At 67.1% G+C, this 24399-nt stretch carries 31 protein-coding genes; 22 read left to right on the plus strand and 9 right to left on the minus strand.

The window, feature by feature from the left end:
- Positions 1–147: 147 nt before the first annotated feature.
- Entirely contained in the window at positions 148–1458 is a 1311-nt protein-coding gene (locus tag PXH83_RS19585; protein ID WP_274561673.1) for an Nramp family divalent metal transporter, read from the plus strand.
- A 7-nt stretch (positions 1459–1465) separates the two neighbouring features.
- Here PXH83_RS19585 and PXH83_RS19590 read toward each other — a convergent pair whose 3' ends face one another.
- Entirely contained in the window at positions 1466–1879 is a 414-nt protein-coding gene (locus PXH83_RS19590) for an ATP-binding protein (RefSeq protein ID WP_274561674.1), read from the minus strand.
- A 113-nt stretch (positions 1880–1992) separates the two neighbouring features.
- Between PXH83_RS19590 and PXH83_RS19595 the strand changes: the two genes are divergently transcribed.
- The gene (locus PXH83_RS19595) at positions 1993–2844 is read left to right on the plus strand and encodes a helix-turn-helix domain-containing protein (protein ID WP_274561675.1); all 852 of its coding nucleotides are present in this window, start codon (positions 1993–1995) and stop codon (positions 2842–2844) included.
- Positions 2825–3043, plus strand: coding sequence for a DUF397 domain-containing protein (locus PXH83_RS19600; protein WP_274561676.1), 219 nt, complete (start codon positions 2825–2827; stop codon positions 3041–3043). The genes PXH83_RS19595 and PXH83_RS19600 overlap by 20 nt, the downstream gene beginning before the upstream one ends.
- 516 nt (positions 3044–3559) lie before the next feature.
- On the opposite strand, the gene PXH83_RS19605 is transcribed toward PXH83_RS19600, so the two are convergent.
- Positions 3560–3682, minus strand: coding sequence for a hypothetical protein (locus PXH83_RS19605; RefSeq protein WP_274562990.1), 123 nt, complete (start codon positions 3680–3682; stop codon positions 3560–3562).
- Between the two features lie 50 nt (positions 3683–3732).
- Here PXH83_RS19605 and PXH83_RS32520 point away from each other — a divergent pair, with 50 nt between their 5' ends.
- The 3 genes from PXH83_RS32520 to PXH83_RS19620 all read left to right on the plus strand — a co-directional run bounded on the left by PXH83_RS32520 (position 3733) and on the right by PXH83_RS19620 (position 5264).
- Positions 3733–3861, plus strand: a complete 129-nt coding sequence (locus PXH83_RS32520; protein ID WP_420803187.1) for a hypothetical protein — start codon at positions 3733–3735, stop codon at positions 3859–3861.
- A 627-nt stretch (positions 3862–4488) separates the two neighbouring features.
- Positions 4489–4932 carry a hypothetical protein gene (locus PXH83_RS19615; RefSeq protein ID WP_274561677.1) on the plus strand — a complete coding sequence of 148 codons (444 nt, stop codon included), beginning with the start codon at positions 4489–4491 and terminating at the stop codon, positions 4930–4932.
- Positions 4929–5264 (plus strand): transcriptional regulator, encoded by a 336-nt coding sequence (locus PXH83_RS19620; protein WP_338054722.1) that lies wholly within the window; start codon positions 4929–4931, stop codon positions 5262–5264. Before PXH83_RS19615 ends, PXH83_RS19620 begins: the two co-directional genes overlap by 4 nt.
- 31 nt (positions 5265–5295) lie before the next feature.
- Here PXH83_RS19620 and PXH83_RS19625 read toward each other — a convergent pair whose 3' ends face one another.
- A complete protein-coding gene (locus PXH83_RS19625) occupies positions 5296–6456 on the minus strand; it encodes an agmatine deiminase family protein (protein WP_274561678.1) in 1161 nt (386 codons plus the stop codon).
- 152 nt (positions 6457–6608) lie between these two features.
- A complete protein-coding gene (locus PXH83_RS19630) occupies positions 6609–7565 on the minus strand; it encodes a chitinase (protein ID WP_274561679.1) in 957 nt (318 codons plus the stop codon).
- Between the two features lie 369 nt (positions 7566–7934).
- Here PXH83_RS19630 and PXH83_RS19635 point away from each other — a divergent pair, with 369 nt between their 5' ends.
- The 13 genes from PXH83_RS19635 to PXH83_RS19695 all read left to right on the plus strand — a co-directional run bounded on the left by PXH83_RS19635 (position 7935) and on the right by PXH83_RS19695 (position 19735).
- Positions 7935–8804, plus strand: coding sequence for a hypothetical protein (locus PXH83_RS19635; RefSeq protein WP_274561680.1), 870 nt, complete (start codon positions 7935–7937; stop codon positions 8802–8804).
- Between the two features lie 90 nt (positions 8805–8894).
- A complete protein-coding gene (gene cpaB / locus PXH83_RS19640) occupies positions 8895–9602 on the plus strand; it encodes a Flp pilus assembly protein CpaB (protein ID WP_274561681.1) in 708 nt (235 codons plus the stop codon).
- Between the two features lie 10 nt (positions 9603–9612).
- Positions 9613–11232, plus strand: a complete 1620-nt coding sequence (locus tag PXH83_RS19645) for a CpaE/TadZ family protein (protein WP_274561682.1) — start codon at positions 9613–9615, stop codon at positions 11230–11232.
- Entirely contained in the window at positions 11229–11606 is a 378-nt protein-coding gene (locus PXH83_RS19650; protein WP_274561683.1) for a TadE family protein, read from the plus strand. Before PXH83_RS19645 ends, PXH83_RS19650 begins: the two co-directional genes overlap by 4 nt.
- A 59-nt stretch (positions 11607–11665) precedes the next feature.
- Positions 11666–13003: a TadA family conjugal transfer-associated ATPase gene (locus PXH83_RS19655; protein WP_274561684.1), complete on the plus strand. Its 1338-nt coding sequence runs from the start codon at positions 11666–11668 to the stop codon at positions 13001–13003.
- 8 nt (positions 13004–13011) lie between these two features.
- On the plus strand, positions 13012–13947 hold the full coding sequence (locus PXH83_RS19660; RefSeq protein ID WP_274561685.1) for a type II secretion system F family protein: 936 nt from the start codon (positions 13012–13014) through the stop codon (positions 13945–13947).
- 55 nt (positions 13948–14002) lie between these two features.
- A complete protein-coding gene (locus tag PXH83_RS19665) occupies positions 14003–14890 on the plus strand; it encodes a DUF5936 domain-containing protein (protein ID WP_274561686.1) in 888 nt (295 codons plus the stop codon).
- 5 nt (positions 14891–14895) lie between these two features.
- On the plus strand, positions 14896–16248 hold the full coding sequence (locus tag PXH83_RS19670) for a sensor histidine kinase (protein ID WP_420803188.1): 1353 nt from the start codon (positions 14896–14898) through the stop codon (positions 16246–16248).
- 65 nt (positions 16249–16313) lie between these two features.
- Positions 16314–17429 (plus strand): response regulator transcription factor, encoded by a 1116-nt coding sequence (locus tag PXH83_RS19675; protein ID WP_274561687.1) that lies wholly within the window; start codon positions 16314–16316, stop codon positions 17427–17429.
- A gap of 146 nt (positions 17430–17575) precedes the next feature.
- Complete coding sequence (locus tag PXH83_RS19680; protein WP_274561688.1) at positions 17576–17812, plus strand: hypothetical protein; 237 nt, start codon at positions 17576–17578, stop codon at positions 17810–17812.
- Between the two features lie 41 nt (positions 17813–17853).
- Positions 17854–18429 (plus strand): hypothetical protein, encoded by a 576-nt coding sequence (locus tag PXH83_RS19685; RefSeq protein WP_338054723.1) that lies wholly within the window; start codon positions 17854–17856, stop codon positions 18427–18429.
- Positions 18430–18462: 33 nt separating this feature from the next.
- Positions 18463–19068 (plus strand): hypothetical protein, encoded by a 606-nt coding sequence (locus PXH83_RS19690; RefSeq protein ID WP_274561690.1) that lies wholly within the window; start codon positions 18463–18465, stop codon positions 19066–19068.
- A gap of 4 nt (positions 19069–19072) precedes the next feature.
- Positions 19073–19735: an OmpA family protein gene (locus PXH83_RS19695; RefSeq protein WP_274561691.1), complete on the plus strand. Its 663-nt coding sequence runs from the start codon at positions 19073–19075 to the stop codon at positions 19733–19735.
- An 87-nt stretch (positions 19736–19822) separates the two neighbouring features.
- On the opposite strand, the gene PXH83_RS19700 is transcribed toward PXH83_RS19695, so the two are convergent.
- Both PXH83_RS19700 and PXH83_RS19705 read right to left on the minus strand, forming a co-directional pair.
- Positions 19823–20239, minus strand: coding sequence for a PIN domain-containing protein (locus PXH83_RS19700; RefSeq protein ID WP_274561692.1), 417 nt, complete (start codon positions 20237–20239; stop codon positions 19823–19825).
- Complete coding sequence (locus PXH83_RS19705; RefSeq protein WP_274561693.1) at positions 20215–20544, minus strand: hypothetical protein; 330 nt, start codon at positions 20542–20544, stop codon at positions 20215–20217. Before PXH83_RS19705 ends, PXH83_RS19700 begins: the two co-directional genes overlap by 25 nt.
- Before the next feature lie 235 nt (positions 20545–20779).
- Between PXH83_RS19705 and PXH83_RS19710 the strand changes: the two genes are divergently transcribed.
- Positions 20780–21298, plus strand: a complete 519-nt coding sequence (locus PXH83_RS19710) for a ribonuclease FAU-1 family protein (protein ID WP_274561694.1) — start codon at positions 20780–20782, stop codon at positions 21296–21298.
- A 176-nt stretch (positions 21299–21474) separates the two neighbouring features.
- Here PXH83_RS19710 and PXH83_RS19715 read toward each other — a convergent pair whose 3' ends face one another.
- Positions 21475–21666 (minus strand): hypothetical protein, encoded by a 192-nt coding sequence (locus PXH83_RS19715; protein ID WP_274561695.1) that lies wholly within the window; start codon positions 21664–21666, stop codon positions 21475–21477.
- 11 nt (positions 21667–21677) lie between these two features.
- Positions 21678–22529 (minus strand): helix-turn-helix domain-containing protein, encoded by an 852-nt coding sequence (locus tag PXH83_RS19720; RefSeq protein WP_274561696.1) that lies wholly within the window; start codon positions 22527–22529, stop codon positions 21678–21680.
- A gap of 291 nt (positions 22530–22820) precedes the next feature.
- Between PXH83_RS19720 and PXH83_RS19725 the strand changes: the two genes are divergently transcribed.
- Both PXH83_RS19725 and PXH83_RS19730 read left to right on the plus strand, forming a co-directional pair.
- On the plus strand, positions 22821–23303 hold the full coding sequence (locus tag PXH83_RS19725) for an ATP-binding protein (RefSeq protein WP_274561697.1): 483 nt from the start codon (positions 22821–22823) through the stop codon (positions 23301–23303).
- A gap of 114 nt (positions 23304–23417) precedes the next feature.
- Positions 23418–23933, plus strand: coding sequence for a DinB family protein (locus PXH83_RS19730; protein WP_274561698.1), 516 nt, complete (start codon positions 23418–23420; stop codon positions 23931–23933).
- A gap of 20 nt (positions 23934–23953) precedes the next feature.
- Here the strand turns inward: PXH83_RS19730 and PXH83_RS19735 are convergent, their stop codons facing one another.
- A complete protein-coding gene (locus PXH83_RS19735; RefSeq protein WP_274561699.1) occupies positions 23954–24391 on the minus strand; it encodes a nuclear transport factor 2 family protein in 438 nt (145 codons plus the stop codon).
- Positions 24392–24399: the final 8 nt, after the last annotated feature.

Raw genomic sequence — 24399 nt, forward strand, 5'->3', positions numbered from 1 at the left:
TGCTGCGCACATGGTGGGCGCATGGCATGACCCGGTCAAGAGTGAGGATCGGCCACAAGGCGTCGTACCTCTTGCGCGAACAACCCGGCCCGGCTTTGGTGACCTTGACCTGGATCACCATCGGGGACGAGCGGGAGGACGCCGGAGATGACAGGCAGCACGACAGCGAGCGGCACAGGAGAGGCCATCTCCCAGCCGCGCAAGTCCAGTTGGAAGTACATCGGCCCCGGCATCGTCGTCGCCGCGACCGGCGTCGGAGCCGGTGACCTGGTCGCGACGCTGATCGCGGGCAGCAAGTTCGGGTACACGCTGATGTGGGCCGCGGTCATCGGCTGCATCGTCAAGATCTCCCTCGCCGAGGCGGCGGGCCGCTGGCACCTCGCCACCGGCCGCACGCTCTTCGAGGGCTGGCGCAGCCTAGGCCAGTGGACCACGGTCTATTTCGCGGTCTACGTCGTCATCTGGGGCTTCGTGTACGGCGCGACGGCCATGTCGTCGTCCGCGCTGCCGATAGTCGCGCTCTTCCCGGACGGCCCGAGCCTCAAAACCTGGGCGATCATTACGGGCCTGATCGGCCTGGTCTTCGTCTGGTTCAACCAGTACGCCGTCTTCGAGAAAGTCATGACGGTCCTCGTCGGCGTGATGTTCGTAGTCGTCGTGTACGTCGCCGTACGCGTCGGCCCCGACATTGGCGCGACGTTCGCGGGCCTGGCGCCCGTACTCCCGGACGGCTCGCTCCTCTACACCCTCGGTCTGATCGGCGGCGTCGGCGGCACGATCACCATGGCGGCGTACGGCTACTGGGTGAACGCGAAGGGATGGACCAACTCCGGCTGGATGAAGGTGATGCGGCTCGACAACCGCGTCGCGTACATCACCACCGGCATCTTCGTGGTCGCCATGCTGATCGTCGGCGCGGAACTGCTGCACTCCTCCCAACTCGCCCTGACCAAGGGCGACAGGGGCCTCATCGACCTCGGCAAGATCCTGGAGGACCGGTACGGCGCGGCGACCGCGAAGCTCTTCCTCGTCGGCTTCTTCGCCACCTCGTTCTCGTCGCTGATCGGTGTATGGCACGGCGTGAGCCTGATGTTCGCCGACTTCGTCGAGCGGCTCCAGCGCGACCGCAAGGGCGCACCGGTCGACGAGGGCACGGTGGAGGAGGTCGCGGCCGGGGTGAAGGAGCGCTCGATGCCCTTCCGCGCGTATCTGCTGTGGCTGACGTTCCCGCCGATGGCGCTGCTGTGGCTGGACCAGCCGTTCGGGCTGGTGGTGGTGTACGGCGTGCTCGGCGCGTTCTTCATGCCGTTCCTGGCGCTGACGCTGGTGTGGCTGCTCAACTCCTCGCGTACACCGGCGGAGTGGCGGAACGGCATCCTGAGCAACGTGATGCTGACGGCGGCGGGGCTGCTGTTCATCGTGCTGTGCGTGCAGCAGGTGCGGGAACTGCCCTGGTAGTTGGTGGTTACGGGGCCGTCGCCGCGCGCAGCTCACACCAGACGGTCTTGCTGCCGGCCCTCTGCTGGACGCCCCAGCGGAGGGCCACGGCGGCCAGTAGCGCCATGCCGCGCCCGGACTCGGCGTCCTCGGCGGCGTGCAGGTGTACGGGCAGAGCGCGCGGGTCGGGATCGGTGACCTCGACGCGGGTACGGTCGCCGGTTCCGCTCACGCGGAGGGTTACGGGGGTGCCTTCGCCGACGTGCGTGATGACGTTGGCGAGGAGCTCACTGACGCAGAGCTGAACGTCGGGACAGGGTGCGCCGAGGTGCTCGCGCACGGCGCGGCGGAGTTCGGGGACGGCCTTGGGGGCGGCGAGGAGTTCGAGGTGGAGGTGGGGGGCCGTGGGTGTGGTGGGGGTGGTGGGGGTGGTCGGGATCACGGGCGTACGCCTTCCAGTGCGCTGTGTGACGAATTGCTCACACAGTGGCGTGATCCGCTCTACCGTTGAAGGGCTTTGAGGTCCACACGGACAGGCGTGGAAGGTGATCAACTGTGGGACGACGCAAAGACCTTGATGCGTCCCTGAGTGTCCCGTCGTTCTACGGCGGTGAGTTGCGATGGCAGCGTGAGCACAAGGGGCTCACGCTTGCCGAGGTGGTCGAGGGCAGTTTCTACAGCCCCACGCTGCTGAGCGAGATCGAACGCGGCAACCGGCGGATGCCCCAGGATCTGGCACGGCACGTCGACCAATTGCTGAAGACCGACGGGTTCTTCGAACGGCGGTGCACGGATGTACACAAGGCTCGTATGAGCAAGCACGCCGAGTACTTCGCCCATGTCGTGGATCTGGAAGCACGCGCGAAGGAGATCGAGGAGTGGAACCCCACCCTGATCCCCGGGCCACTCCAACTAGAGCCGTATATCAGAGCAGTTGTCCATGCCGCCTACCCTCACGAGGCCGAGGAGTCGGTCAAGGTCAAGGTCGAAGCACGGCGAGAGCGGGCATGGGTCTTCGAAGACGCGAAGGGGCCCGAGTGCTGGCTCGTGCTGCACGAGTCAATCCTTCGGCAACCGATCATCGGGGAGGGCGATATGGCCGAGCAGCTCGCCCATATCGTCGCCGTCGCCCAACACCGTCGTTTCATTCCACAGATCCTTCCGTGGAATGCCGGAGCGCACCCCTTCATGATGGGAACGACCTGGCTCATGACCTTCACTGATGCCCCACCGCTCATGTACACGGAGGGCATGTACAGCGGGCAGATCATCGATGAGCCGGAGCTCGTAGGGCAGTACACAAGCGCATACGGTCGACTCAGAGCTGCGGCATTGCCGCCCGAGGAATCGCTGAAGATGATCGAAAAGGCAGCGGAGGATTACGGAAATGGCAAGTGCAGGACCTGACTTGGGCAACGACGTCTGGCGCAAGAGCAGCTACAGCAACGGCTCCGGCGGGCTCTGCCTCGAGGTCGCCGACGGCCTCACCGGCATCGTCCCCGTACGCGACAGCAAAACCGCACCGCACGGACCCGCCATCGTCGTCCCGGCGAACGCTTGGGCGCGCTTCGTTGCGGCGGTCCGGCACGGCGACCTCACCACCTGACGCCACGGCGGTTCGGGCCAGGGGCGTTGATTGTCTCTGCCATGGGGCCGCCCTTTTCGGGAGTTTGGCGGTTCCGGGCCGGCTGTAAAGGGCGCTCCCTGCGGTCGCGTCGCTGCGCGATGACCCTACGGGCCACCCTTGACACCCACCCCTCCACCGCTAGTTCTTCACGGGGGGCGGCCCCCGGGGCGGGGCCCACGGGGAAGCTGTGTTCGTTGCTCGGCTTTCGCTGCCGGGCGGCGGCCCGGCGGGTGGAGTGCACCAGTTGAATGGGGTGACCCGGCTCGGCTCGGCGTCCACCCCGGCCGGTGATCGGCTGAGACTCATGCCCCGTATCTGGGCTGGGTGGGTGGTGCGCAACCCTCCGGCGTAAGCAGAGGGTTCCATGGGACTCAGGAGGCTGTGGGGACTCCCAAAAGAGTCTTGTGTGCAGAACAGGACACTCCAAGCCCCGGCGCCAGCCCGACCAGTGTCCTCTTCCGCACGGGGATGTCGAACCGGGCCTTCATAGAAGCCCTACCGCTCGGCGGGGTCCTCGGCACCGTCACTGTCGCTCCACCGTTGCAGCACGGTGTTGAAGGCGGTCAGTCTGCAGACGAGCGCGCCGGTCGGCATGGTGAAGGTGCTGTTCGGCCGCATCCTCGCCCCGCTCGCCCAGTCCCCGGACCGGGGTGCGCTGCCCCAGCTGTATGCGGCAACCGACCCGTGTGGAGGGCGGCCAGTTCATCGGCTCGGACGGCCTGGCGGAGCGCGGCGGACCGACGCGCGTACAGCTGTCCCCTGCGGCGGCCCACGCCGAGACCGGCCGCCGCCTATGAGAGTTGCCGGAACAATCGACCGACGTGCGGTTCGTGCTTCCGCCCCCTGCCCATTGATGCCGCGCCAGCTGGCGTCTTGTGTGCGGAAGAGGACACCGTCAGGTCTGGCGCCGGGGCTTGGGGTGTCCGGTTCCACACACATGACGCTTTCGGCAGTCCCCACAGCCTCCTGAGTCCCATGGAGCCCTCTGCTTACGCCGAAGCGGGTGCGCACCACCCACCCAGTCCAGATACGGGGCATGAGTCTCAGCCGACCACCGGCCCGCCGCCCGCCGAGCCGAGCCGGGTCACCCCATTCAACTGGTGCACTCCACCCGCCGGGCCGCCGCCCGGCAGCGAAAGCCGAGCAACGAACACAGCTTCCCCGTGGGCCCCGCCCCGGGGGCCGCCCCCCGTGAAGAACTAGCGGTGGAGGGGTGGGTGTCAAGGGTGGCCCGTAGGGTCATCGCGCAGCGACGCGACCGCAGGGAGCGCCCTTTACAGCCGGCCCGGAACCGCCAAACTCCCGAAAAGGGCGGCCCCATACCAGAAGCAACCAACGCCCCCGCCCAGGACAGCAGCCCCACACTTTCCGACGCGGAAAGTTAAGACTTGACGAAATGGAAAGTAAAAGCTTGACTTGCCGGTATGGAAACTGACGCTTCGCTCTCCAGCCACCGCCCCACGCCCGCTGAGGCGGCCGCCGCCCTCAACCGGGTGGAACACGCACGGTCGTCTGTGGCGCAAACGCCGATACCGCTGCGCATCGGCGTTCTGCTCGTGGCGATTGTCGTGGCCGTTCCCCTCACGCGACTGCTGCCCGGTGTGTGGCCGTCTGTCGTCTGCGTGCTGTTGGCTGCGGCGGGCGGCGCCATCGGCGCTTGGCAGGTGCGCGTGCTCGGGTTCCGCGGGCGGATGACGTCGCGCGACATCGCGCTCATGGTGGGGCTGGTGGCCGTGTGCATTGCTGGGTTCGCCACGGCCGCTTTCCTCGGCAGTGCCGTGTGGTTCGCCGTCGCCGCCGTAAACGGCGTACTGATGGCTGCTCGGGTACTTCTCGTCGGCCGTCGCGTGGCCGGAGGCGAGCGGTGACCAGGGCGGACGCCTCCGGTCGCGCCTCCGACGACGCGTCGGACGGCTTCGACGTCATCATCCACGCACCCAAAAGGCTGATGATCTGCGCGCTGCTCGATGCGGTCGCCGAGGCCGAGTTCGCTGTCGTCCAGGAGCGAGTCGCAGTGAGCGCCTCCGTGCTGAGCAAGCATGTGGCGGTGCTCATGGAGGCCGGCTACGTCGCCCAGCGCAAGACCGTCCGCGACACCCGTCCGCGGGTTCAGCTGCGGCTTACGTCCGACGGACGACGCGCCTACCGAGCTCATGTAGCTGCTTTGAGGGCCATCGTCGATGCAGCCCCTGACGACTGAGCCGACCTGATCCCTGATTCCTGCTCCCGGATCAGAGTTCAGGTTGCTGCTGGGTCGCGCAGTGGATGCCGCCGCCGCCCTCCGCGACCGTGTCGATCCGCACCTGGACGACTTCCCTGCCCGGGTGGAGTTCGCCGATGATCGACGCGGCGTTCCGGTCGGCCTTGCGGTCGCCGAAGCGCGGGATGATCACGGCGTCGTTCACCGCGTAGAAGTTGGCGTACGAGCCGAGGAAGTCCGGCCCGCGGCGGCCGAGTTCGGACGGGTCGGGCTCGGGCAGATCGACCAGCTCCAGCTGTTGGCCCCGCGCGTCGGTCGCCGTTTCCAGCACGCCACGGGCCTGGTCGTAGGCGCGGGTCCATACGTCCGGCCCGGCACCCTCGGGTGGGCGGCTCAGCAGCACTGCGCCGTCTTCCGCGAATCGCGCCAAGGCATCGACGTGGTAGTCGGTGATGTCCTTGCCCCGTACGCCCTTGAGCCAGATCACGGTGGTCACACCCAGCAGGTCTTTCAACACGGCTTCGATCTCGTCGCGCGACCTGCCGGGGTTCCGGTTTCCGTTCACCAGTGAGCTTTCGGTGACCAGGAGCGTGCCGTGGCCGTCGACCTCCAGCGAGCCGCCCTCGGCGATCAGCGGCGCGTCGATACGGGGCACGCCTTCGCGGGTCAGGACGGTGCGGGCGACCTTCGCGTCTCGTCCGTGCTCCTGCTTTCCGCCCCAGCCGTTGAAGTGGAAGTCGATGCCGTGCAGGAGCTGGCCCTTCCCCTTCGGTCCGGTCGCGACAAAGGTCGGCCCGGTGTCGCGCATCCACAGATCGTCGACCGGCACTGGAATCACCTCGACGCCCGATCCGCACGCCCGCCGCGCCGCTTTCGCCTCCTCCGGAGCGGCCAGCAGCACCACCGGCTCGAAATCGGCGATCGAGCGGGCGATCCGGGCGATGTCGCCCTGGACGTCCTCCGCCCATTCCTTCCACACCGAATCCAGCGGCGGCCAGGCCATGTACGTGCGCTCATGCCGCTGTGTCTCGGCAGGCATGCGCCGACCAGCCGCCTGCTTCTCCTCAGTCACCTTCTCCTCGCCCGTCTTCTTCTGTCCCGACGGCGCGCAGGCGTTGAGCCCTGCGGCGCCGGCGAGTACGGCCGCTGCCCCGGACCTCAGCAGCGTTCGGCGGTTCGGTTGTCCCCTCACGCGTGCCCCTCAGCATCGTGATTGATCGCAAACACATCCTGTCTGAAAATTCAGTCAGGATCGAGGCTAGCACCAGAACGCAGCAGCGCCGCCGGGGGAGCGGCGGCGCGGCAGCGTTCTGAAGACTGTTACGGAATGCCTATGGAATGCCGTTACGGCAGGTTGTGTACGTGCGGTCCCACCGCGTCCGACCAGGCGTTTCCGGCCGTCGCGTCCCAGTTGGTCGACCACGTCATCGCGCCGCGCAGCCCGGGGTAGGTCTTGGTGGGCTTGAACGTGCCGCAGCCGGTGCCTCGGGTGAGGCAGTCCAGCGCGTTCTTCACCACGGAAGGGTCGACGTAACCGCTGCCGGCAGCCCGCGTGGATGCCGGTACGCCGATGCCGACCTGGGACGGATCCAGGCCGCCCTCCAGCTGGATGCAGGCGAGCGCGGTGAGGAAGTCCACCGAGCCCTGGGAGTAGACCTTGCCGTCGCAGCCCAGCATCGAACCGCTGTTGTAGTACTGCATGTTGACGACGGTGAGAATGTCCTTCACCGCCAGCGCCGTCTTGAAGTACTCGTTCGACGTCGACTGCATGTCGATGGTCTGCGGCGCCATGGTCAGGACCAGCCCGGAGCCCGCCTTGGCCGACAGCTGACGCAGTGCCTTCGTCAAGTAGGCGGAGTTGACGCCGTGCTCCAGGTCGATGTCGACGCCGTCGAAGCCGTATTCCTGCATCAGGGCGTGGGCGCTGTTCGCGAAGGCCGTCGCGGAGGCGTCACTGTTGATGGTGACGTTGCCCTTTTCGCCGCCGATGGAGAGGATCACCGACTTCCCGGCGTCCTTCTTGGACTTGATGTCCGCCTTGAAATCGGCGGCGGAGCTGTAGCCGACCGCAGGATCGAGGTTGAAGGTGATCTCGCCGGGTGTGGCGGTCGAGTCGGCGAAGGACACGGCGATGATGTCGTACTGCGCCTGTACGTCGCGGAGTTTCTGGACGGTGGCGCCGTTGTTGAAGTTCTGCCAGTAACCGGTCAGCGCGTGCTTGGGCACGGCTGCGGGCTCCGCGTGGGGAGCTCCGGTGGCAATACCGGTGCCGGCCAGCGCGGCTGTCACGACGACAGCCATCACCGACCCAATTCCGAACCGACTCCGACGCCGACGCAGGGTGTTTTCTCTGCGGTCCACTTGATGCCTCCGGTGGGGGTGGGGGGAGGAGGTTTCACTGGGACGGTGGCCACCGCTGGTCGACCAAACTGGTTCAGACCAATTGAGTTGTCAAGACCTCTGGCAGCAACGGGCGGTGAGCTGCCGCCACTTCACCTGTTCGGCCCCGTCGACTTCGTCAACTTCGACAGGCGGGCGTGCCCCCAGAAGAAAAAGGAAAAGTGTTCACCACCAGGTAGGTCGTGGATAAAGTGCTGGTGCAGCACGACGGAGAGTGTCGATCTGCGTACGCCGGGCTGATCGGCGTACGGAGTGAACGGGGAAACCTACGTGCCGACCGCGATAGCAGTCACCAGCGCCGACCTGGTGCTGCCGCCCACCGACCAGCAGACGCCGACGGCCGCCCTGCTCCAGGCCCCGGACGCTCAGCCGCTCGAAGCCGCGCTGCTCGACATGAACGTCATGCTGGAACGGCACGGCTACGTCGTCGCCCTCTACCCCGCGTCGATCCCGACCGCGCACGAACGGCGCCTGCACACCATCCGCTCGGTCCTGGAGACCGACCGGCTGGCACTGCTGAAGCTGGATCTGCCGCCGCTGGGTGTGGCCGTACTGGTGCGCCAGCTGCGGCAGTTGTCGATCTGCGACTTCAGTGCGGGTGTTGTCGCCTCGGCGGCGCGGCTGCTGTCGCACTACATCTACGCGGGCGGGCTGCTCAACTCGGTGACAAAGCTCGACCGGGTGCCGGTCAGCCTCAAGTCGCACGCGAAGTCGTGGGTGCCGGGAACGCAGTTCGGCGTACTGGCGAATCCGAATCCGCAGCTGATCAAGATCGGCAACGAGGGGAACGGCCTCAACGGCCCCGGCTTCGCCACACAACTTCTCGTAGGCAAAGGGACTTTGGTGTCCGACTGGGTCACTGGGACACTCGCTCCCGCGTGGCAGGTCCAAGGCGTACGGGAGACCGGGCTGCCCGCCGACTCCCCCCGCTGGTGGGGCACGTCGAAGATGATCGAGTTCGCCGCCTTCCTGCCGGACATCTCCGTCCTCTACCAACTGGTCGCGTCGGTGCGGCGCGAGCAGTGCCACTGGTGCGGGATCGAACTCATAGGGGACCGCTGCGGTTTCTGCTCGGCCCCTCTCCCGCCGCCCGAGAACCGAACGCACGCGGTTGGTGTCTTGAACCAGGGGTCGCCCTAGCACCGCGCAGGGCACCATCAACTCATGCACGCGCACCACCCCGCTCACTGTCCGTTGATCCGACGTTCCTGATCGAGGTAGCCCGCCCCCATGAATTCACGTCAGCGCCGCGGCATCATCCTGCTGCTCCTCTCGGTTCTCTGCGCCCTCGGCGCGTTCGCCGGCGTGCTCTCGGTGATCAGCGATGTGAACTCCAAGGTGGGGCCGGAGGTCGCGGCGTACCGCCTCAAGACCGATGTGGCACCGTACAAACAGCTCGACGCCGGGCAGTTCGAGAAGATCGAAATGCCCAAGCGGTGGCTTTCGGCCAATGCCGTGACCGATATTTCCGAGGTACGGGGAAAGATCGCCGTCACGCAGCTCCAGAAGGGCTCGCTGCTCCAGAGCGACATGATCGTGAAGAAGCCCGAACTGGGCTCGGGCGAGCAGGAGATCGCGATCATGATCGATGCGGCAACCGGCGTGGCCGGAAAGATCAACCCGGGGTCGAGCGTGAACATCTACGCGACCTTCGAGGGTGACAACAAGGGTTCGCCGAACAAGTCCACAGTCATCGTCTCCGGTGCCCGCGTCCTCGACGTCGGCAAGATCACGGCGCTGGAGCCGGGCAGGAACGAACGTAGCCGGAAGGCAACGGACGCGGTGCCGATCACCTTCGCTCTCAACACCCTCGACGCCCAGCGCGTGGCGTACGCGGAGTCATTCGCCGAGCATGTGCGGCTCGCCCTCGTGGCCGACGGCAGCGACACCACCATTTCGCCGCGCGACCGTGAGTACACCCTCGACGGGGACAAGTGAGGACCGGCGTATGACGACTCGTATCCTCCCGGCGGTCGGCGACCCGGACGCCGCCCGCGCCATCACCACCCTCCTCAGCCAGCTCCCGGACGCGGAGCCGGCCGCGCCCGTCACCGACTCGACGTCGCTGCTCGACACTCTCGCCCGGCTCGCCGGCGAAGCGCTCGACGAGCTGCCCGAGGTGGTCCTGGTCCACGAGCGGATTGGTCCGGTACCCGCGCTGGAGCTGATCAGGGAGGTGTCTCTTCGCTTCCCGGCAGTCGGTGTCGTGCTGATCACCACCGACGCGGGGCCGGGTCTCTACACGGCCGCCATGGACTCGGGTGCACGCGGCCTTGTCGGGTTCCCGCTCGGTTACGAGGAGTTGGCGGCCCGTGTGCAGGGTGCCGCCTCCTGGTCCACGGGCGTACGCCGCCACCTCGGCACCGGCACGGACGTCTTCACCGGCCCGGGCGGCACAGTGGTCACAGTCACGGGCGCGAAGGGCGGCACAGGAGCCACGGTCGCCGCCGTGCAACTGGCCCTGGCGGCCAAGGCGTCGGGACGGACCGTCGCTCTTGTCGACCTGGACCTTCAGTCCGGTGACGTGGCGTCGTATCTCGATGTGCAGTTCCGGCGCTCCATCGTCGACCTGGCGGGAATCTCCGACATCTCGCCGCGCGTCCTCCAGGACGCGGTCTTCACCCACCCCACGGGCCTCGGCCTGCTGCTCGCACCGAACGAGGGCGAGCGCGGCGAGGAGGTCACCGACCGGGTGGCTCGGCAGGTGGTGAGCGCGCTGCGCAACCGCTACGAGGTCGTGATCGTCGACTGCGGAACCCAGATGAACAGCGCGAACGCGGCGGCCGTCGAGATGGCCGACCAGGCGGTGCTCGTCGTCACGCCGGACGTGGTGGCGGTACGGGCGGCCAAACGCATGGTGCGGATGTGGGACCGCCTCCAGATCCGCAAGGCGGAGGAGACGATCACCGTCGTCAACCGCCACACCCGCAACACGGAGATCCAGCCGCCGCTGGTGGAACGGATCACGGGCACGAAGGTCGCGAGCGTTGCGGTTCCGTCCAACTTCAAGGAACTCCAGTCGGCCACGGACGCCGGCCGCATGCAGGACCTGGACAGCCGGAGCACGGTCAAGCAAGCACTCTGGGCACTCGCAGGGGAGCTGGGACTGGTGAAAACGGCGGAGGGAGCGGGAGGCAAGAGCGGCGGAAGGCTCAAGAGCGACCGCGGTGCGATCGGATTCCGCGGCAAGGGCAAGGACCGCGGGGCGGCCACGGTGGAGCTCGCCGGCATGGCCCCGCTGATCATCTTCGTGATGGTCGCGATGTGGCAGGCCGTGCTGTTCGGCTACACGTTCTCGCTGACGGGCAACGCGGCCGACGAGGGCGCGCGGGCGGCGACGGCAGCGGCGACGAGCGGTAACGACGAACAAGGGGCGTGCGAGGCCGCGGCACGCGACCACCTGCCCTCCTCATGGCAGGGCGAAGCGCACATCAGCTGCGTGCCGGAGGGCAACCTGTGGCAGGCCAGCGTCCGCCTCAGCACCCCCATCCTCTTCCCCGGGGCCGGCAGCTTCCCGTGGACCGTCTCCGGCAGCGCGGGCGCTGCCCTGGAGGGAGGACCGGAATGAGAATTCTGAAGCGTCGGACCATGGGCCGGGACCGCGACAGGGGCGCAGCCATCCTGGAGTTCGCGGGGTTCCTGCCCATCCTGCTGCTCGTCGCCATGGCCGGTATCCAGCTCGGCATCATCGGTTACGCCGCCTCCCAGGCGGGCACCGCCGCGCGGGCGGCCGCCCGTACGGAGTCGCAGGAGGACTTGCGGGGCCAGGGCCGGGCGACCGGTCTTGCGGCGATGAGCGACTGGCTGGCCGACGGGACCGTGATCGACGTCGGCGGCACCGACACCGTCACCGCGACCGCCAGCGTGTCGATCCCCTCGGTCGTGCCCGGCATCAAGGACTTCGGCAAGGCGGTCAAGGAGGTGACGATGCCGGCCGACTAGGGCGGGCTCCCTGGTCGGCCCCACGCACAACAGATCAACCCGAGCGAGGAGTTACGTACATGAGTCTGCGGGCACGCATCACCGCCCCCGACGAGCACGTGGGCGGACGGGAGGACGGCCACCTGGTCGCCACCTACCGGACCAAGCTGCTCGAGGAGATCGACCTCGCGGAGATGTCCTCGCTCGCGGCGGGGGAGCGGCGGGCCCGGCTGGAGCGCGTACTTGCCCACATCATCAGCCGAGAGGGCCCGGTCCTCTCCACTGCCGAGCGCTCCCAGCTCATCCGCCGTGTAGTCGACGAAGCGCTCGGACTCGGCGTACTCGAACCGCTCCTCGAAGACGCCTCCATCACCGAAATCATGGTGAACGGCCCCGACTCGATCTTCGTCGAGCGAGCCGGCCGGGTCGAGCAGCTCCCGATGCGATTCGCGTCCAACGAGCAGCTCATGCAGACCATCGAGCGCATCGTCTCGACCGTCAACCGCCGCGTCGACGAGTCGAATCCGATGGTCGACGCCCGTCTGCCGTCCGGCGAGCGCGTCAACGTCATCATCCCGCCGTTGTCCCTGACCGGCCCCACGCTCACGATCCGCCGGTTCCCGCGTGCTTACCGGCTCCAGGAACTGATCAGCCTCGGGACGCTCGACGAGCAGATGCTGATGCTGCTGTCGGCGCTTGTGCGGGCCCGCTTCAACGTCATCGTCTCCGGCGGTACCGGCTCCGGCAAGACCACGCTCCTGAACGCCCTGTCCGGCCTCATCCCGGACCACGAGCGCATCATCACCGTCGAGGACGCCGCTGAACTCCAGCTCCAGCAGGCCCACGTGATCCGGCTGGAGACCCGGCCGCCCAATGTCGAGGGCAAGGGCCAGATCACCATCCGGGATCTCGTACGCAACTCCCTGCGTATGCGCCCCGACCGCATCATCGTCGGCGAGGTCCGCGGCGGCGAGACGCTTGACATGCTCCAGGCAATGTCGACCGGCCACGACGGCTCCCTCGCCACTGTCCACTCCAACAGCGCCGAGGACGCGCTGATGCGCCTGCAGACCCTCGGCTCCATGTCGGAGGTCGAGATCCCCTTCGAGGCGCTCAAGGACCAGATCAACAGTGCCATCGACGTCATCGTCCAGCTGTCCCGGATGGCCGACGGCTCCCGCAAGATCAGCGAGATCGCGATTCTGGTGTCCCACGGCCGCGAACAGTTCCAGATCGCCACCGTCTCGCGCTTCCTCGCCCAGCCGATGAGCGCGGACCGCATCGTCCACGGCCGGTTCGAACACCTCGCACTGCCCCGCCGCATCGCGGACCGGCTCCACCTCGCGAACGAGTCGATACCGCCCGCCTTCGGCGTGACGGAAGACCGCGACCCCTTCTACACCCGAGAGGCCCTGTAGGTACGCCAATGAACAGTCCCGCAATGCTGGCGATCGGCAGCACGCTGCTCTGCGGCGTCCTGGGCGTCGCCGGACTCCACACCTACGTCTCGGGCAAGGCCCAGCGCGCCGCTCTCGTCGAACGCCTGGCCGTCACGGGCTCGCACACGACGGGCCGCCAGCGGCGCTTCCGGGAAGTCGACCGTCGGCTGAGGAAGACGACGCTCGGCAGGAAGATCCACCTGCGGCTGTCCGCCACAGGCCTCGATCTGACCGCCGGTGAGTTCTTTGTCTATGTGCTGGTGGGGGTGGCCGCCCTCTGGCTGATCGCCTCCTCGGTGCTGGCGCCCTTCTTCGGCCCCGTCGCAGGTCTTGTCGCCGTCTGGGGAGGCAGTGCCTTCCTCAACTGGCAGCGCCAGAAGCGCATCGAGGCCTTCATCAACCAGCTTCCCGACCTGTCCCGGATCCTGGCCAATGCGACAGCGGCCGGACTCGCGCTCCGTACCGCACTGGGCATGGCGGCCGAGGAGCTGGAAGCTCCGGCGGGCGAGGAACTGGCGGGCGTCGCGAATCAGTTGGCCGTCGGCCGGTCCATCGATGACGCGCTCGGAGAGCTGGCCGAACGTCTGCCGTCACGTGAACTGGTAGTCCTCGTCACGACCCTCGTGCTCTCGAACCGTGCAGGCGGCACGGTCGTCGGATCCCTCCGGAACCTCACCGAGACCCTGGAGGAGCGCAAGGAAACGCGGCGCGAGGTCCGCACCATGCTCTCCGAGGTCAACGCCACCGCGTACACGATCCCGCTTCTCGGCCTCGGCGCAATGATCATGCTCAACTCCGTCACGCCGGGCTCCATGGCCCGAATGACCAGCAACCCGGTCGGGCAGATCATCGTGATCGTGGCCATAGGGCTCTACGCGCTCGGCTTCATAGTGATGCGCCGCCTCGGCAAGATCGACGTCTGAACCGCGCGTACGACCCGAAACAGCCTGCAACGGCCTGAAACAGGAGGTACCCGGCATGGGACTGCTTCTCGCACTGGTGGTCGGCCTGAGCGTCGCGGGCGTCTTCCAGGGCATCAAGATGTACCGCGCCGAAGCCAAGATCCCCGGGGACCTGGCCGTCGCACTGGAGATCGGCGCATCGCGCGTCTCGGGAACGGAATCCGCGATCGACCGCCTCGGTATGCGCTTCGCCCCGGGCGTGCTCCGCATCATGGGGCCGAAGCTCGTCGACAAGAAGCGACGCAAGATCGACATGGCGGGAAACCCCGGCGGCCTGACCGTCGATCGCTACGCCGCCCGCAGAGCTGTGTACGGGCTCTTCGGCGGACTCTCGGCCTTTGTTCTCCTGCTGAAAGATCTGCCGCTCTTCGGGGTCTTCTGCATCGCGTACGGGTGGTTCGCCGCAGACGTCACCATCTGGCAGGCCATCCGTGAACGCAAGGATGTCATCGAGCGGACCCTGCCCGACTTCCTCGACGTCCTCGCCGTCGTCGTCAGCGCGGGACTCGGCTTCCGACAGGCACTCGACCGCGTATCGGAGAAGTACGAAGGGCCCTGGGCCGACGAACTGCGCATCACCCTGCGGCAGATGGACATGGGCGTGAGCCGTCGCCAGGCATTCGACGAACTGCGCAGGCGCAATGAATCCGAACAGGTCTCCCAGTTCGTGACGGCTCTCCAGCAGGGTGAGGAACTCGGCGCACCGATCGCCGACACACTGATTCAGATCGCCAACGACATGCGGCGCACGGATGCGCAGAACTCCCGGCGCCGAGCGGCCAAAGCGATCCCGAAGACAACGGTCGTCACCCTCGCCTTCATGGTCCCGGCCACGCTGCTCCTCATCGTGACCAACATGTTCCTGGGGTCGGAAACCGACTTCGGCTCGGTCTTCGGCGGCTGACGGCGATGGCGCTTCCGACGATCCGCCTCAGGGGCGGGATGCTCCAGGGCGGCATGGCCGCTCCGGAAATGCCTGCCGCATCCGCTCTTGCGGACGACGTACCCGCCCCCAGCATTCCGATCCAGATCAACGCCCTCCAGGCGCTGTGCCGGCAGGTCTTCGGCTTCCGGCTCGCCATGATCGCGCTGGGTGCGCCCTTCGCGCTCGCCAGGGCCGGGGGACAGTTCGGCGGGTGGCTGGTCGGTGCGGCCGTGGTGTTCAGCTTCGTCGGCTCGTACGCGATGCTCAGGGACTGGGAGGTGTTCGGCCCCCTGCTCATCAAGTACCGCTCACTGATGGGTGTCGACCTGGTCTTCGGCTCTGTCCTGCTGCTGACGGCTTCGCCCGATTCCGCCCTCGGTTATGCGACGGTGTGCACACCGCTCCTCGCGGGCCTGCTGTACGGCTGGCGGGGCGCGGGCATCTTCGCCGCGATCCAGATCCTGCTGCTGGCTGCGGCCTACTCGGCATGGGCGGAACGCATGGCGAGCCCGGCCAGCACGCTCCTGATCAGCGGCTTCTGCGTGGCGGCAGGAATCATCGGCGTAACCCTGCGCAATCTGATGTTCCGCTTCGGCACAGCCACCCAGGCCCTCTCCGAAGCCAATGCCCGGCTCGCGGTCACCGACGCCGTGGAAGGCGAGCGTGCGCGCCTTGCCCGGGAGATGCACGATTCGGTCGCGAAGACGCTGCATGGCGTCGCGATGGCCGCCGACAGCCTCGCCCAGTCCGCCGACCGCATGGACCCACTCACCGTCAAGCACCAGGCGGGCATGGTCGCGCGCTCGGCGCGGCGGGCAGCGGCCGAATCCCGGGAGATCCTCTCCGACCTGCGCAGACAGGCGAACTACGAGGGCGGGGGAGTGGCGGTCGCCGACGAACTGGCCGCTCGCCTGGCCGACTTGGGCCGACGGACCGGCATCAGCACGGCCTTCCACCCTCTTGGCGGCGGACCTGTACCGACGGTTCCGCACGCGGTCGCGCGCCACCTCCTGACGATCGCCACGGAAGCCATGGAGAACAGCCACCGCCACGCCCACGCCTCGCGCGTCACGCTGGAACTCGGCCTGGTCGGCGGGGTTTTGCGTATCAGCGTCCTCGACGACGGCCGTGGCCTGCCCGTCGGCATCAGCCTTGACGACCTCCGCAAGGCGGGTCACTTCGGACTGGTGGGGATGGTCGAGCGCGCTGCTGGAATCGGCGCCCGCATCTGCATCGGCCGCGGACGCAGCGCGGGCGGCACGGAGGTACGTCTCGAACTTCCGGTAGCGGCGTTCGCCCCGGCGGGCGTCGTCACCTCGTCACCGCTCCTCAACTGACCCACAACAACCCATCGACCGTCCACTGTCCACCGTCCCCCCCACTCCCGAGAGGAGGCCGCACCATGCCGGACGAAAGCTCGTACAGCTCCGGGCCCAACCAGTCCGTGTCGTCCCCGTCGCACGTGTCCCAGCACACGTCGTCGCACACGATCGAACCCCGCTCGGAACACACCCCCGCCGGGGTCCGCGTTCCCCCGCCGGCGGCGGCATTCCCCGATCCGTCCCCCAACGCTTCCCCCACCCCTTCCCTCACCCCCTCCCTCGACCCCTTCGGTCCGCCGAGTGTCCTGCGTGTCGTCATCGCGGACGACAACCCGGTCGTACGAGCAGGCCTCACCGTCCTGCTCGGCGGCCGCGAGGACGTCGAGGTCGTCGCGGAGGCGGCCGACGGCCGCGAGGCGCTGGCCGCCGCACAGCAGACCCGGCCGGACGTTGTCCTGCTGGACATACGCATGCCCGGCGTCGACGGCATCTCCGCTCTGCCGTACCTGGTCCAGGTGGCGCCGGTGATGATGCTGACGTACAGCCGCGAGAGCGAGATCGTGCGCGAGGCGCTGCGGCTGGGCGCGGGCGGCTACTTGGTGCACGGCGAGTTCACCGCCGATCAACTGGTGGGCGCCGTACGCGACATCAAGGAGGGCCGCGCCCACTTCACGACCTCGGCGCAGAATGCCTTGCTGGCCCATATGCGGGGCGGTGGCGCGGGGGCGGCGGGGGCAGGGCCGGAGCTGCCGGAGGGGCTCGGCACGGTGTACGCGACGGGCGTCCCGTACACCGGCGCGGGCACGAGCCGGATCCCTGGCCACTCGGCGGCCCACGATGCGACTGCACACGCTGCGCGGGAGGCCAACAGTGGGCCAGATGTCTCGGATTCGGCGCGACTCCCGGAAAACCCTTCGCAGATGCAATCGGGCATGGCACAGTATTCAACAGACCGGTCGCGGTCCCAGCGGTCGCACAACTTACAGGATTTCGGGCTGAGTTCGAGGGAGGTGGAGGTCATGGATCTCATCGCATCAGGCATGAGCAACCAGCAGATCGCCGCCACCTGCTTCATCAGCGAGAAGACCGTCAAGAACCACATCAACCGCATCTTCGCGAAACTTCACAGCGCGAGCAGGAGCGAAGCGATCGCGCTGTGGCTGGGCTCGGCGAGGGGGACGACCGGTCATGGCTGAGGTCGAGACTGAGCTGCGAGTGGTCCGGGCCCAACGCGGGTTTTGGGCCCAGGGTTGGGCCCACGGACCCTCTGACGGGACGCCTGTCCCGACGTACGTTTCTCGTGTCGAAAGCGGAGAGACGTACGAACTCGGAGGGGTACCCCATGTCGAAGGACATCACGCTCAAGACCGCCACGAAGGCCCAGCTCGCGTTCAGCAACTGGCGGAACACGGTTGTGGCCCGCATGCAGAAGCGTGCGGACGAGGGCGCGAGCGTCGTGGAGTACGCCGGCCTGGTCGTCGTGATCGCGCTGATCGTGGTGGCGGTACGGGAGCTCGACCTGGACGACACGATCTCGGAGGCCATCAGCGACGCGGTGGACGACATCACCGACAACTGATGACGCGAAGTCTTCGGCAGGACCGAGGGCAGACCCTCCCCATGTACGTAGTGGTGGTGGGGGGTCTGCTCTTTCTTGCGTTCGCCTACTTCGCCTTTGCGCAATCAGCAGCTGCCCGTAACAGCGGCCAGTCGGCTGCCGATGCTGCTGCGCTGGCGGCTGCTCAGGACGTACGGGACGAAATGACCGACGGATTCTTCGACTCGCTGAATGATCCGGCGGAGTGGCTGGAGTGGCTCATGGCCGACGGAGACTTCCTGGGCGCCGGATATGACGCTGCTGCGCAGCAGCTCGCTGACCAGAACGACTCGGATCTCATTGGCGATGTCGGGCTGACAGAGGTCAATGGCAACCCTGCGTTCATCGCGGAGATCGAGACTCGGTTCACGGTGGGCGACTCGGTCATTCCTGGCACGGAGGACATCCACGCCGTGGCCGATGCCAAGGCGGTGATCGAGCCCCGTTGTGAGATCACACCCGGTAGCGAGCCGTCAAAGCTGATCGAAATTGACTGCGACGGCAGCGGGCACTGGGAGATTGACCCCAAGGCTCCCATCGACGAGCTGGAAGACCTGCCCGAGGCGAAGGACCTGTTCTCTGTCCATCTGGCCGAGTGACGAGCGAACGACAAGAAGAAGGAACGGTTACTGATGAGCATGCGGCACACCATGAAGGCCCGAAGGGCACTGACCGCGGTGGCGATCACGACTGGCTTGGTCCTCACGGTGGCCGGTTGCGGTGGAGGCGAGGGCGACAAGCCCGATGCGGGCTCTTCTTCGACTTCGCCCGACAAGGGTAAGGGGGGCGAGGAGGAGCCGAAGGGCGGTGAATCTCAGCCTCCAGCAGCCGACACCATCCTGGCTGAAGTAACGGGTGGTGACGACAACACCACCCTCACCATTACTTCTGCCGTACGCGACCAAGGTGGCTTCCTTACTGTCAATGGAAAGCTGAAGAACGGAAAGGGCGGCAATTGGGTTCCGAACTCGTGGCGGGGAGACGAGAAGGAGCTTTCCAATAACGGCAGTTCGATGGCGGGCGCGTCGCTCGTGGACAGGGTGGGCAAGAAGAAGTACCTCATCCTTCGGGATACCGACGGACGTTGTCTGTGCACCCAATTCTCCGGGGCCTTCAAGGACAACGAGGAAAAGACTTGGTTCGCTCAGTTCCCCGCCCCGCCTGCCGGCACTACAAAGGTAGACTTCCAGATCGCTGACATGCCTGTGGCAGCCATCGAGATCTCCGATGGCGAGTGACGCCATGTCCTTCACTTTCTCGCCGAGCCGTGTCGCCTGCCTCGCTTCGGCAACACTCACCGCAGCACTCCTGGTCACCGGCTTCAGTGCCACGAATGCCCACGCCGATCCCGACCCAAGCGCGCCCCCGGGCAGCACGACGTCGTCGCCACCGCCAACGGTCGATGGCAATTCACCTGGGCTCAAGCTGGGCGACGGTTCAACCCTCGCCCCTGCCCGCGTACTCGACATCAAGTCCGTAGTAGAAGACCTGGGCGGCGAAGAACGTCGCGAAGACACCAACTCCGACGTCAAGTTCGCCCTCCAGGCCGAAGTCCTCTTCGGCAAGGACAGCGCGAAGCTGAACTCCGAGGCCGCCTCCCGTATCAAGGCCATCGCCGACGAGATCACCGCCCAGAAGGCAACCAAGATCCGTGTCTTCGGCTTCACCGACGACCTCGGCTCGTACGAACACGGCAAGGTGCTTTCCAAGAAGCGCGCGGACGCTGTCCAGCAGGAGCTGAACAAGTCTCTCGACTCCAACGTCACCTTCGAGATCCGCGGCTACAGCGAGGACTATCCGATCGCCGACAACGACTCGGAAGAAGGCCGCAAGAAGAACCGGCGAGTGGAGGTCTCGTTCCCGCGCGGCGACGCGCCCGACGCCAGCCCGAGCAGCCAGACGTAGGGGCGATATCGGCGTGAGTGGGTGCTTGGGCCGCCGGGCCCGGCCGGCGTCAGGTCGGCCGAGAGCGCGGCGGCCTTCGTGTTGCCCTCAGACGCCGACGGCTCGTACTCGATCGCCGCAGAGCTTGTTGATGTCGTCCACGTCCGAGGTGACGACAATCCGTGGACCTGTGTACCCCAGCGCTGTGGCTGCCACGACGGAGTCGATGGCGTACTTGTGTCCGTGGAGGTTCGCGTTGCGGAGCAGGTCGATGGCCTGCCACGTGATCGCCTCCGTGACAGGCAGCACCTCCAGGCGGGATACGTGCCACCGGAGCCGGTCCATGCGGATCTTCGAATGCCAGGCTTCGATCAGAGTCAGATTGCTGACGGCGACCAAGGCGTCCTTGGACTGAGCGGCGCGAATGAGCCCGGTAACCCGCGGATCGCTGTCTATGAACTTGCTGAGCCCCTCGGAGTCGAGGAGAACAATGCCGTGACTCAGCTGGCCTGCTCCGCGTCCCACTCGGTGTCCCCCTCCGGCATAGGCTCCGCGTGTTCCTGTGCGGACAATGCTTCCGCTTCCCGGAACATTTCTGCGGCCCATTCCTGGACGTCCGGGGAGGGCGGGCCGATCTCCGCCTCCTTGGCCTGTAGCAGCTCTTCCAGCAGGTCGCGCTGTATCTGCCGTTCGACGGCCGCGCTGATGTAGGCCGAGAAGCCACGGGATCCGACGCGTGCCTTCACGGCCGCGATCCGGCCGGCCGGCATGGAAACGCTGACCTTCTGGGCGGGTCCCTCGTCCGGGCCGTACTGCACGGGAGTGTCCATGAGGCGAGAGTAGCAAAGTATGTGGCAAATGCACTGTCGGGTGCCGACGGGACTCGGGTGCCGACCCGGACCGGCCGGGCGCGATCAGAATAGAGCTCTTGGTCGTTGTTAGCTGATGCATGCGGCGAGGCGGGCGAGGGTGGGGCCGACGCCGGCGTCTGGAGGCTCTGCATCCCGGGGCGCTGTGAGGCGCAGGCTGGGTTCTTGGTTGGCGCTGTCGGGTTAGCGTCTTGGCATGACCACAGAGAGCGCCTCCGTGCTGGTCGACATGCGGAAGTACGACGGCAGCCTGAGCGCGCAGTGGACCGCTGACCGGCTCGGTGAGGACGAGTATGGCGTGTGGTTGGGCACGGCGCAGGGTGTCCCCATCGGTTCGGCCACGGGCGGCTGGACAAGCCGGTTCGCGTACGTGATGTTGGTCCCGCGTGGTCAATGGTGGACGGCCACGTTCTGTGCGGACCCAGGCCCCGAGATGTACTGCGACGTGTGCACGGTGCCCGAGTGGAACGCGGACGGGACCGTCCTGCGCACGGTGGACCTCGATCTCGATGTCGTGCGGCCTCGTGGCGGCGGGGCCCGTATCGAGGACGAGGACGAGTTCGCCGAACACCGAGTGCGCTACGGCTACCCCGACAGCGTCATCGGCAAGGCCCGGCAGACCTGCGAGTGGTTGATGGAGGCGGGCTGTCGCGATGGTGATGGCGTCGAACCCTTCGCCTCGGTGTACCGCTACTGGCTCGGCCTCATCGGGTAGGCCGGGGCGCGGTGTTATCCGATGCGCGCCGTCCACGGACTGTTTTGCACCGAAGGCGAGCTGGGCAACCCTATCGACCAGCACCTCTCCGACGTGCTGGGCTCCGAGGACGACGAAGACGACGAGGAGTAGCCGGGGTGCCGCCGCGACAAGCCCTAGCAGGTTGGGGGGTGAGGTCAGAGCAGGTGGTCGGTCTTGCCTGCCTTGATGTCCCGGATCATGTTGCGCAGAGCGTCTTGGCTGTCGGTGAGGTAGCGGTCCTCCTTGCCGAGGATGGCGATGTAGCCGTTGCCTTGCCCGTCGGTGCCGAGACGGAAGCAGCTGGCTCCCTCGCCGCAGAACGGCTCTTCCCACGTGATGTCCGGCATGGAGATCCTCCTCAGATGTGACGTGCGATGTCGTGGATGAAGTCCCGCGACGCCTCAGGTGACAGCGCGATCCGCTCCATCCAGTCCAGATGCGCACGGTACTTCGCCAACTGGGCCTCGCCGTAGAGGAAATCGGGACCGTGTGCGCTGTCGATCTGGACGGTGTCCAGTTGCGCGACCGGCCCTTCGGCGTAGTTGACCGTCTGCCCAGCACCAGGGAAGGCTCCGGCCTGGAATGGGATGACCAGCAGGCTGATGTGTTCCCGCTCGGACAGCGCGAGCAGGTGCTCAAGCTGGGCGCGTGCGACGACCGGGCCGCCGAACTGCATGCGCAGGGCTGCCTCGTGTATGACGCCGACGTACTCGGGAGAGAAGTTGCCCTCCAGGACTTGTTGGCGCTCCACTCGGTGCGCCAAACGCAGGGCGACTTCGTGCTCTGGCAGGGGTGGAACCACCACACGGAAGACAGCCAGGGCGTGATCGCTGGTCTGGAGTATCCCGGGGATGTGGACGGAATGAGCCGACCGCATACGCGAGGCGTTGGCCTCCAACTCGGCGATGTCCAGCAGGCCGGACGGAAGCGAGCCGCGGTACCGCTCCCACCAGCCTCGCTTCTGCGGCCCCGTCATCTCGACCAGAGCATCGATGTACTTCTCGTCCGCACAGTCGCAATTGCAAGCGAGGGTGCGCAGCCGCTCCTCGCTGATCGCGCGAATCCCCTGCTCAATGTTCGAGATCTTGGAGCGGTCGACGCCGAGCAGCCCGGCCGCGACTTCGGCGGACATTCCCGCTGACGTACGCATCTTCCGCACCTCGGCTCCCAGGCGCTTCTGGCGTTCTGTCGGGGAGACTCTCGCAGCCATGACACTCCCTTTCCTTTTGCGTACCCGTGCAGTCTGCCGTGCGGCTGCGATGTCGGGACACGCAGGGGCTCAAAATTCCCGATTGGGTGGCCAATGTGTCCCGTCGCGCCCTACAGTGAGTAATGCACCGCTCACGCAAATGAGTTGAGTCGAAGTGCATCGCGCGGTCCTGCCCGCAACCTCCTGCCCTGGGAGGGGCGGTCCCGCGTCAGGGAGACAGGCCACCACTCATCACCGGTCCCGTACCACCGCGTGAGCCACCCGCCCCCACCAAGGGAGTCGACGCCGACCATGCCTCCGCACATCCGCACCGCGCTCTGCCCCGTCAGCGCCGAGCCCCGGACCGGCCCGTACCTGCGGCGCCGCCGCCCCGACGACGGGCTCGCGCTCAGCCTCACCGTGCCGTGCGTACCCCGCAGCGCCGCCATCGTCCGTAACGCGATGACGTCCGCACTACACGCCCACAGCCTCGACCGCTACGGCCTGCCCGCGACAGTCGCCGCCACCGAACTCGTGTTGACCGCAACGAAGTTGACGCCCGAGGAGGACCTCTACCTCTCCCTCCGCCACCGCGACAACGCACTCCGCCTGGTCGTCTGGGACCAGCACCCGCATCACGCCAGCCCCGTCGCGGTATCCCTCTGCGAGGAACGGCGGCGACGTTCCCTCTGGCTGCTCGCTGCGGTGGTTGAGGACTGGGGTGGTGACTGGGGCGTCGGCGAGGCGCGCCCGCCGCACAGCGGTACCAAGTCATGGGTCGTACTGCCCCGTTGATCGCCGTGAACGGCATCATCATGGCCGGTCCGCAGCGCAATCGACGCGGCGTCGCGGACCGGCCATACGCGTATACCCTCGCGCTCACGCGCCCCCAACCGGCATGATCGGCCGATGACTTGGACCGCACCCGACGCAATCCGCACCGACGGCCCCCTCGCAGCGAACGAGCGCGTCATGCTCGAAGGGTTCCTCGGCTGGTACCGCAGCACACTGCTGCAAAAGTGCGCCGGCCTTACGGGCGAACAGCTCGCCGTCGCATCCGTACCGCCGTCCAACCTCACCCTGCTCGGGATCCTGCGCCACATGGCGAAGGTCGAACGCACCTGGTTCCGCCAGCGGTTCGCCGGTGAGGCGCTCGATCCGATGTACGAGCCGACGCAGGGGAAGGACGCCGACTTCGAGGTCCTGGAGTCGGCGAAGGCCTGCGACGACTACGCCCGCCTTGTCGAGGAGTGCCGCCTGGCGGACGCGGCTGCCGCAGGGGCGTCGCTCGACGACACCTTTACGCACGGCGGCGAGGTGTACTCGCTGCGCCTCGTCTACATCCACATGATCGCGGAGTACGCCCGCCACATCGGCCACGCGGACCTGCTGCGCGAACGCGTCGACGGCGTTACCGGAGCCTGAGTCTGGTCCGGGTCTGACCGCTACTGGGCTGCGGCCGGGGCGGGAACCAGGCCGTCGGCGACGAGGCCCGCCAGTACCGCCGCCCCCAGGGCGTGAACCGCTGACTGCGGGCGCACCATCACCGTGAACTCCCTGATCAGGCCCGCCTCGTCGAAGTGCAGCAGGTCGATGCCGTGGATCGCCTTGCCGTCCACCACGGTCCTGAAGAGCAGCACGGCGGACGGGCTCGCCGTGCCGTCCGCACTCGTCTCGGCCGTGCCGTCGAACTCCCCGACGTACCGGAAATCCTCGAAGGTGCGCAGCAGTACGCCGAAGAGCCCCATCACCATCGGCCTGCCCTCGAAGGGCGTGAACTTCACCGGGCTGTAGAGGCGGATGTCCGGCGTGAACAGGCCCTCCAGCGCCGCGAGATCACCCTTCTCGATCGCGGTGCGGAAGCGTTCGACGGTCTTCTCCATGAACCTCA

Source organism: Streptomyces spiramyceticus, from assembly GCF_028807635.1.
GTDB lineage: Bacteria > Actinomycetota > Actinomycetes > Streptomycetales > Streptomycetaceae > Streptomyces > Streptomyces spiramyceticus.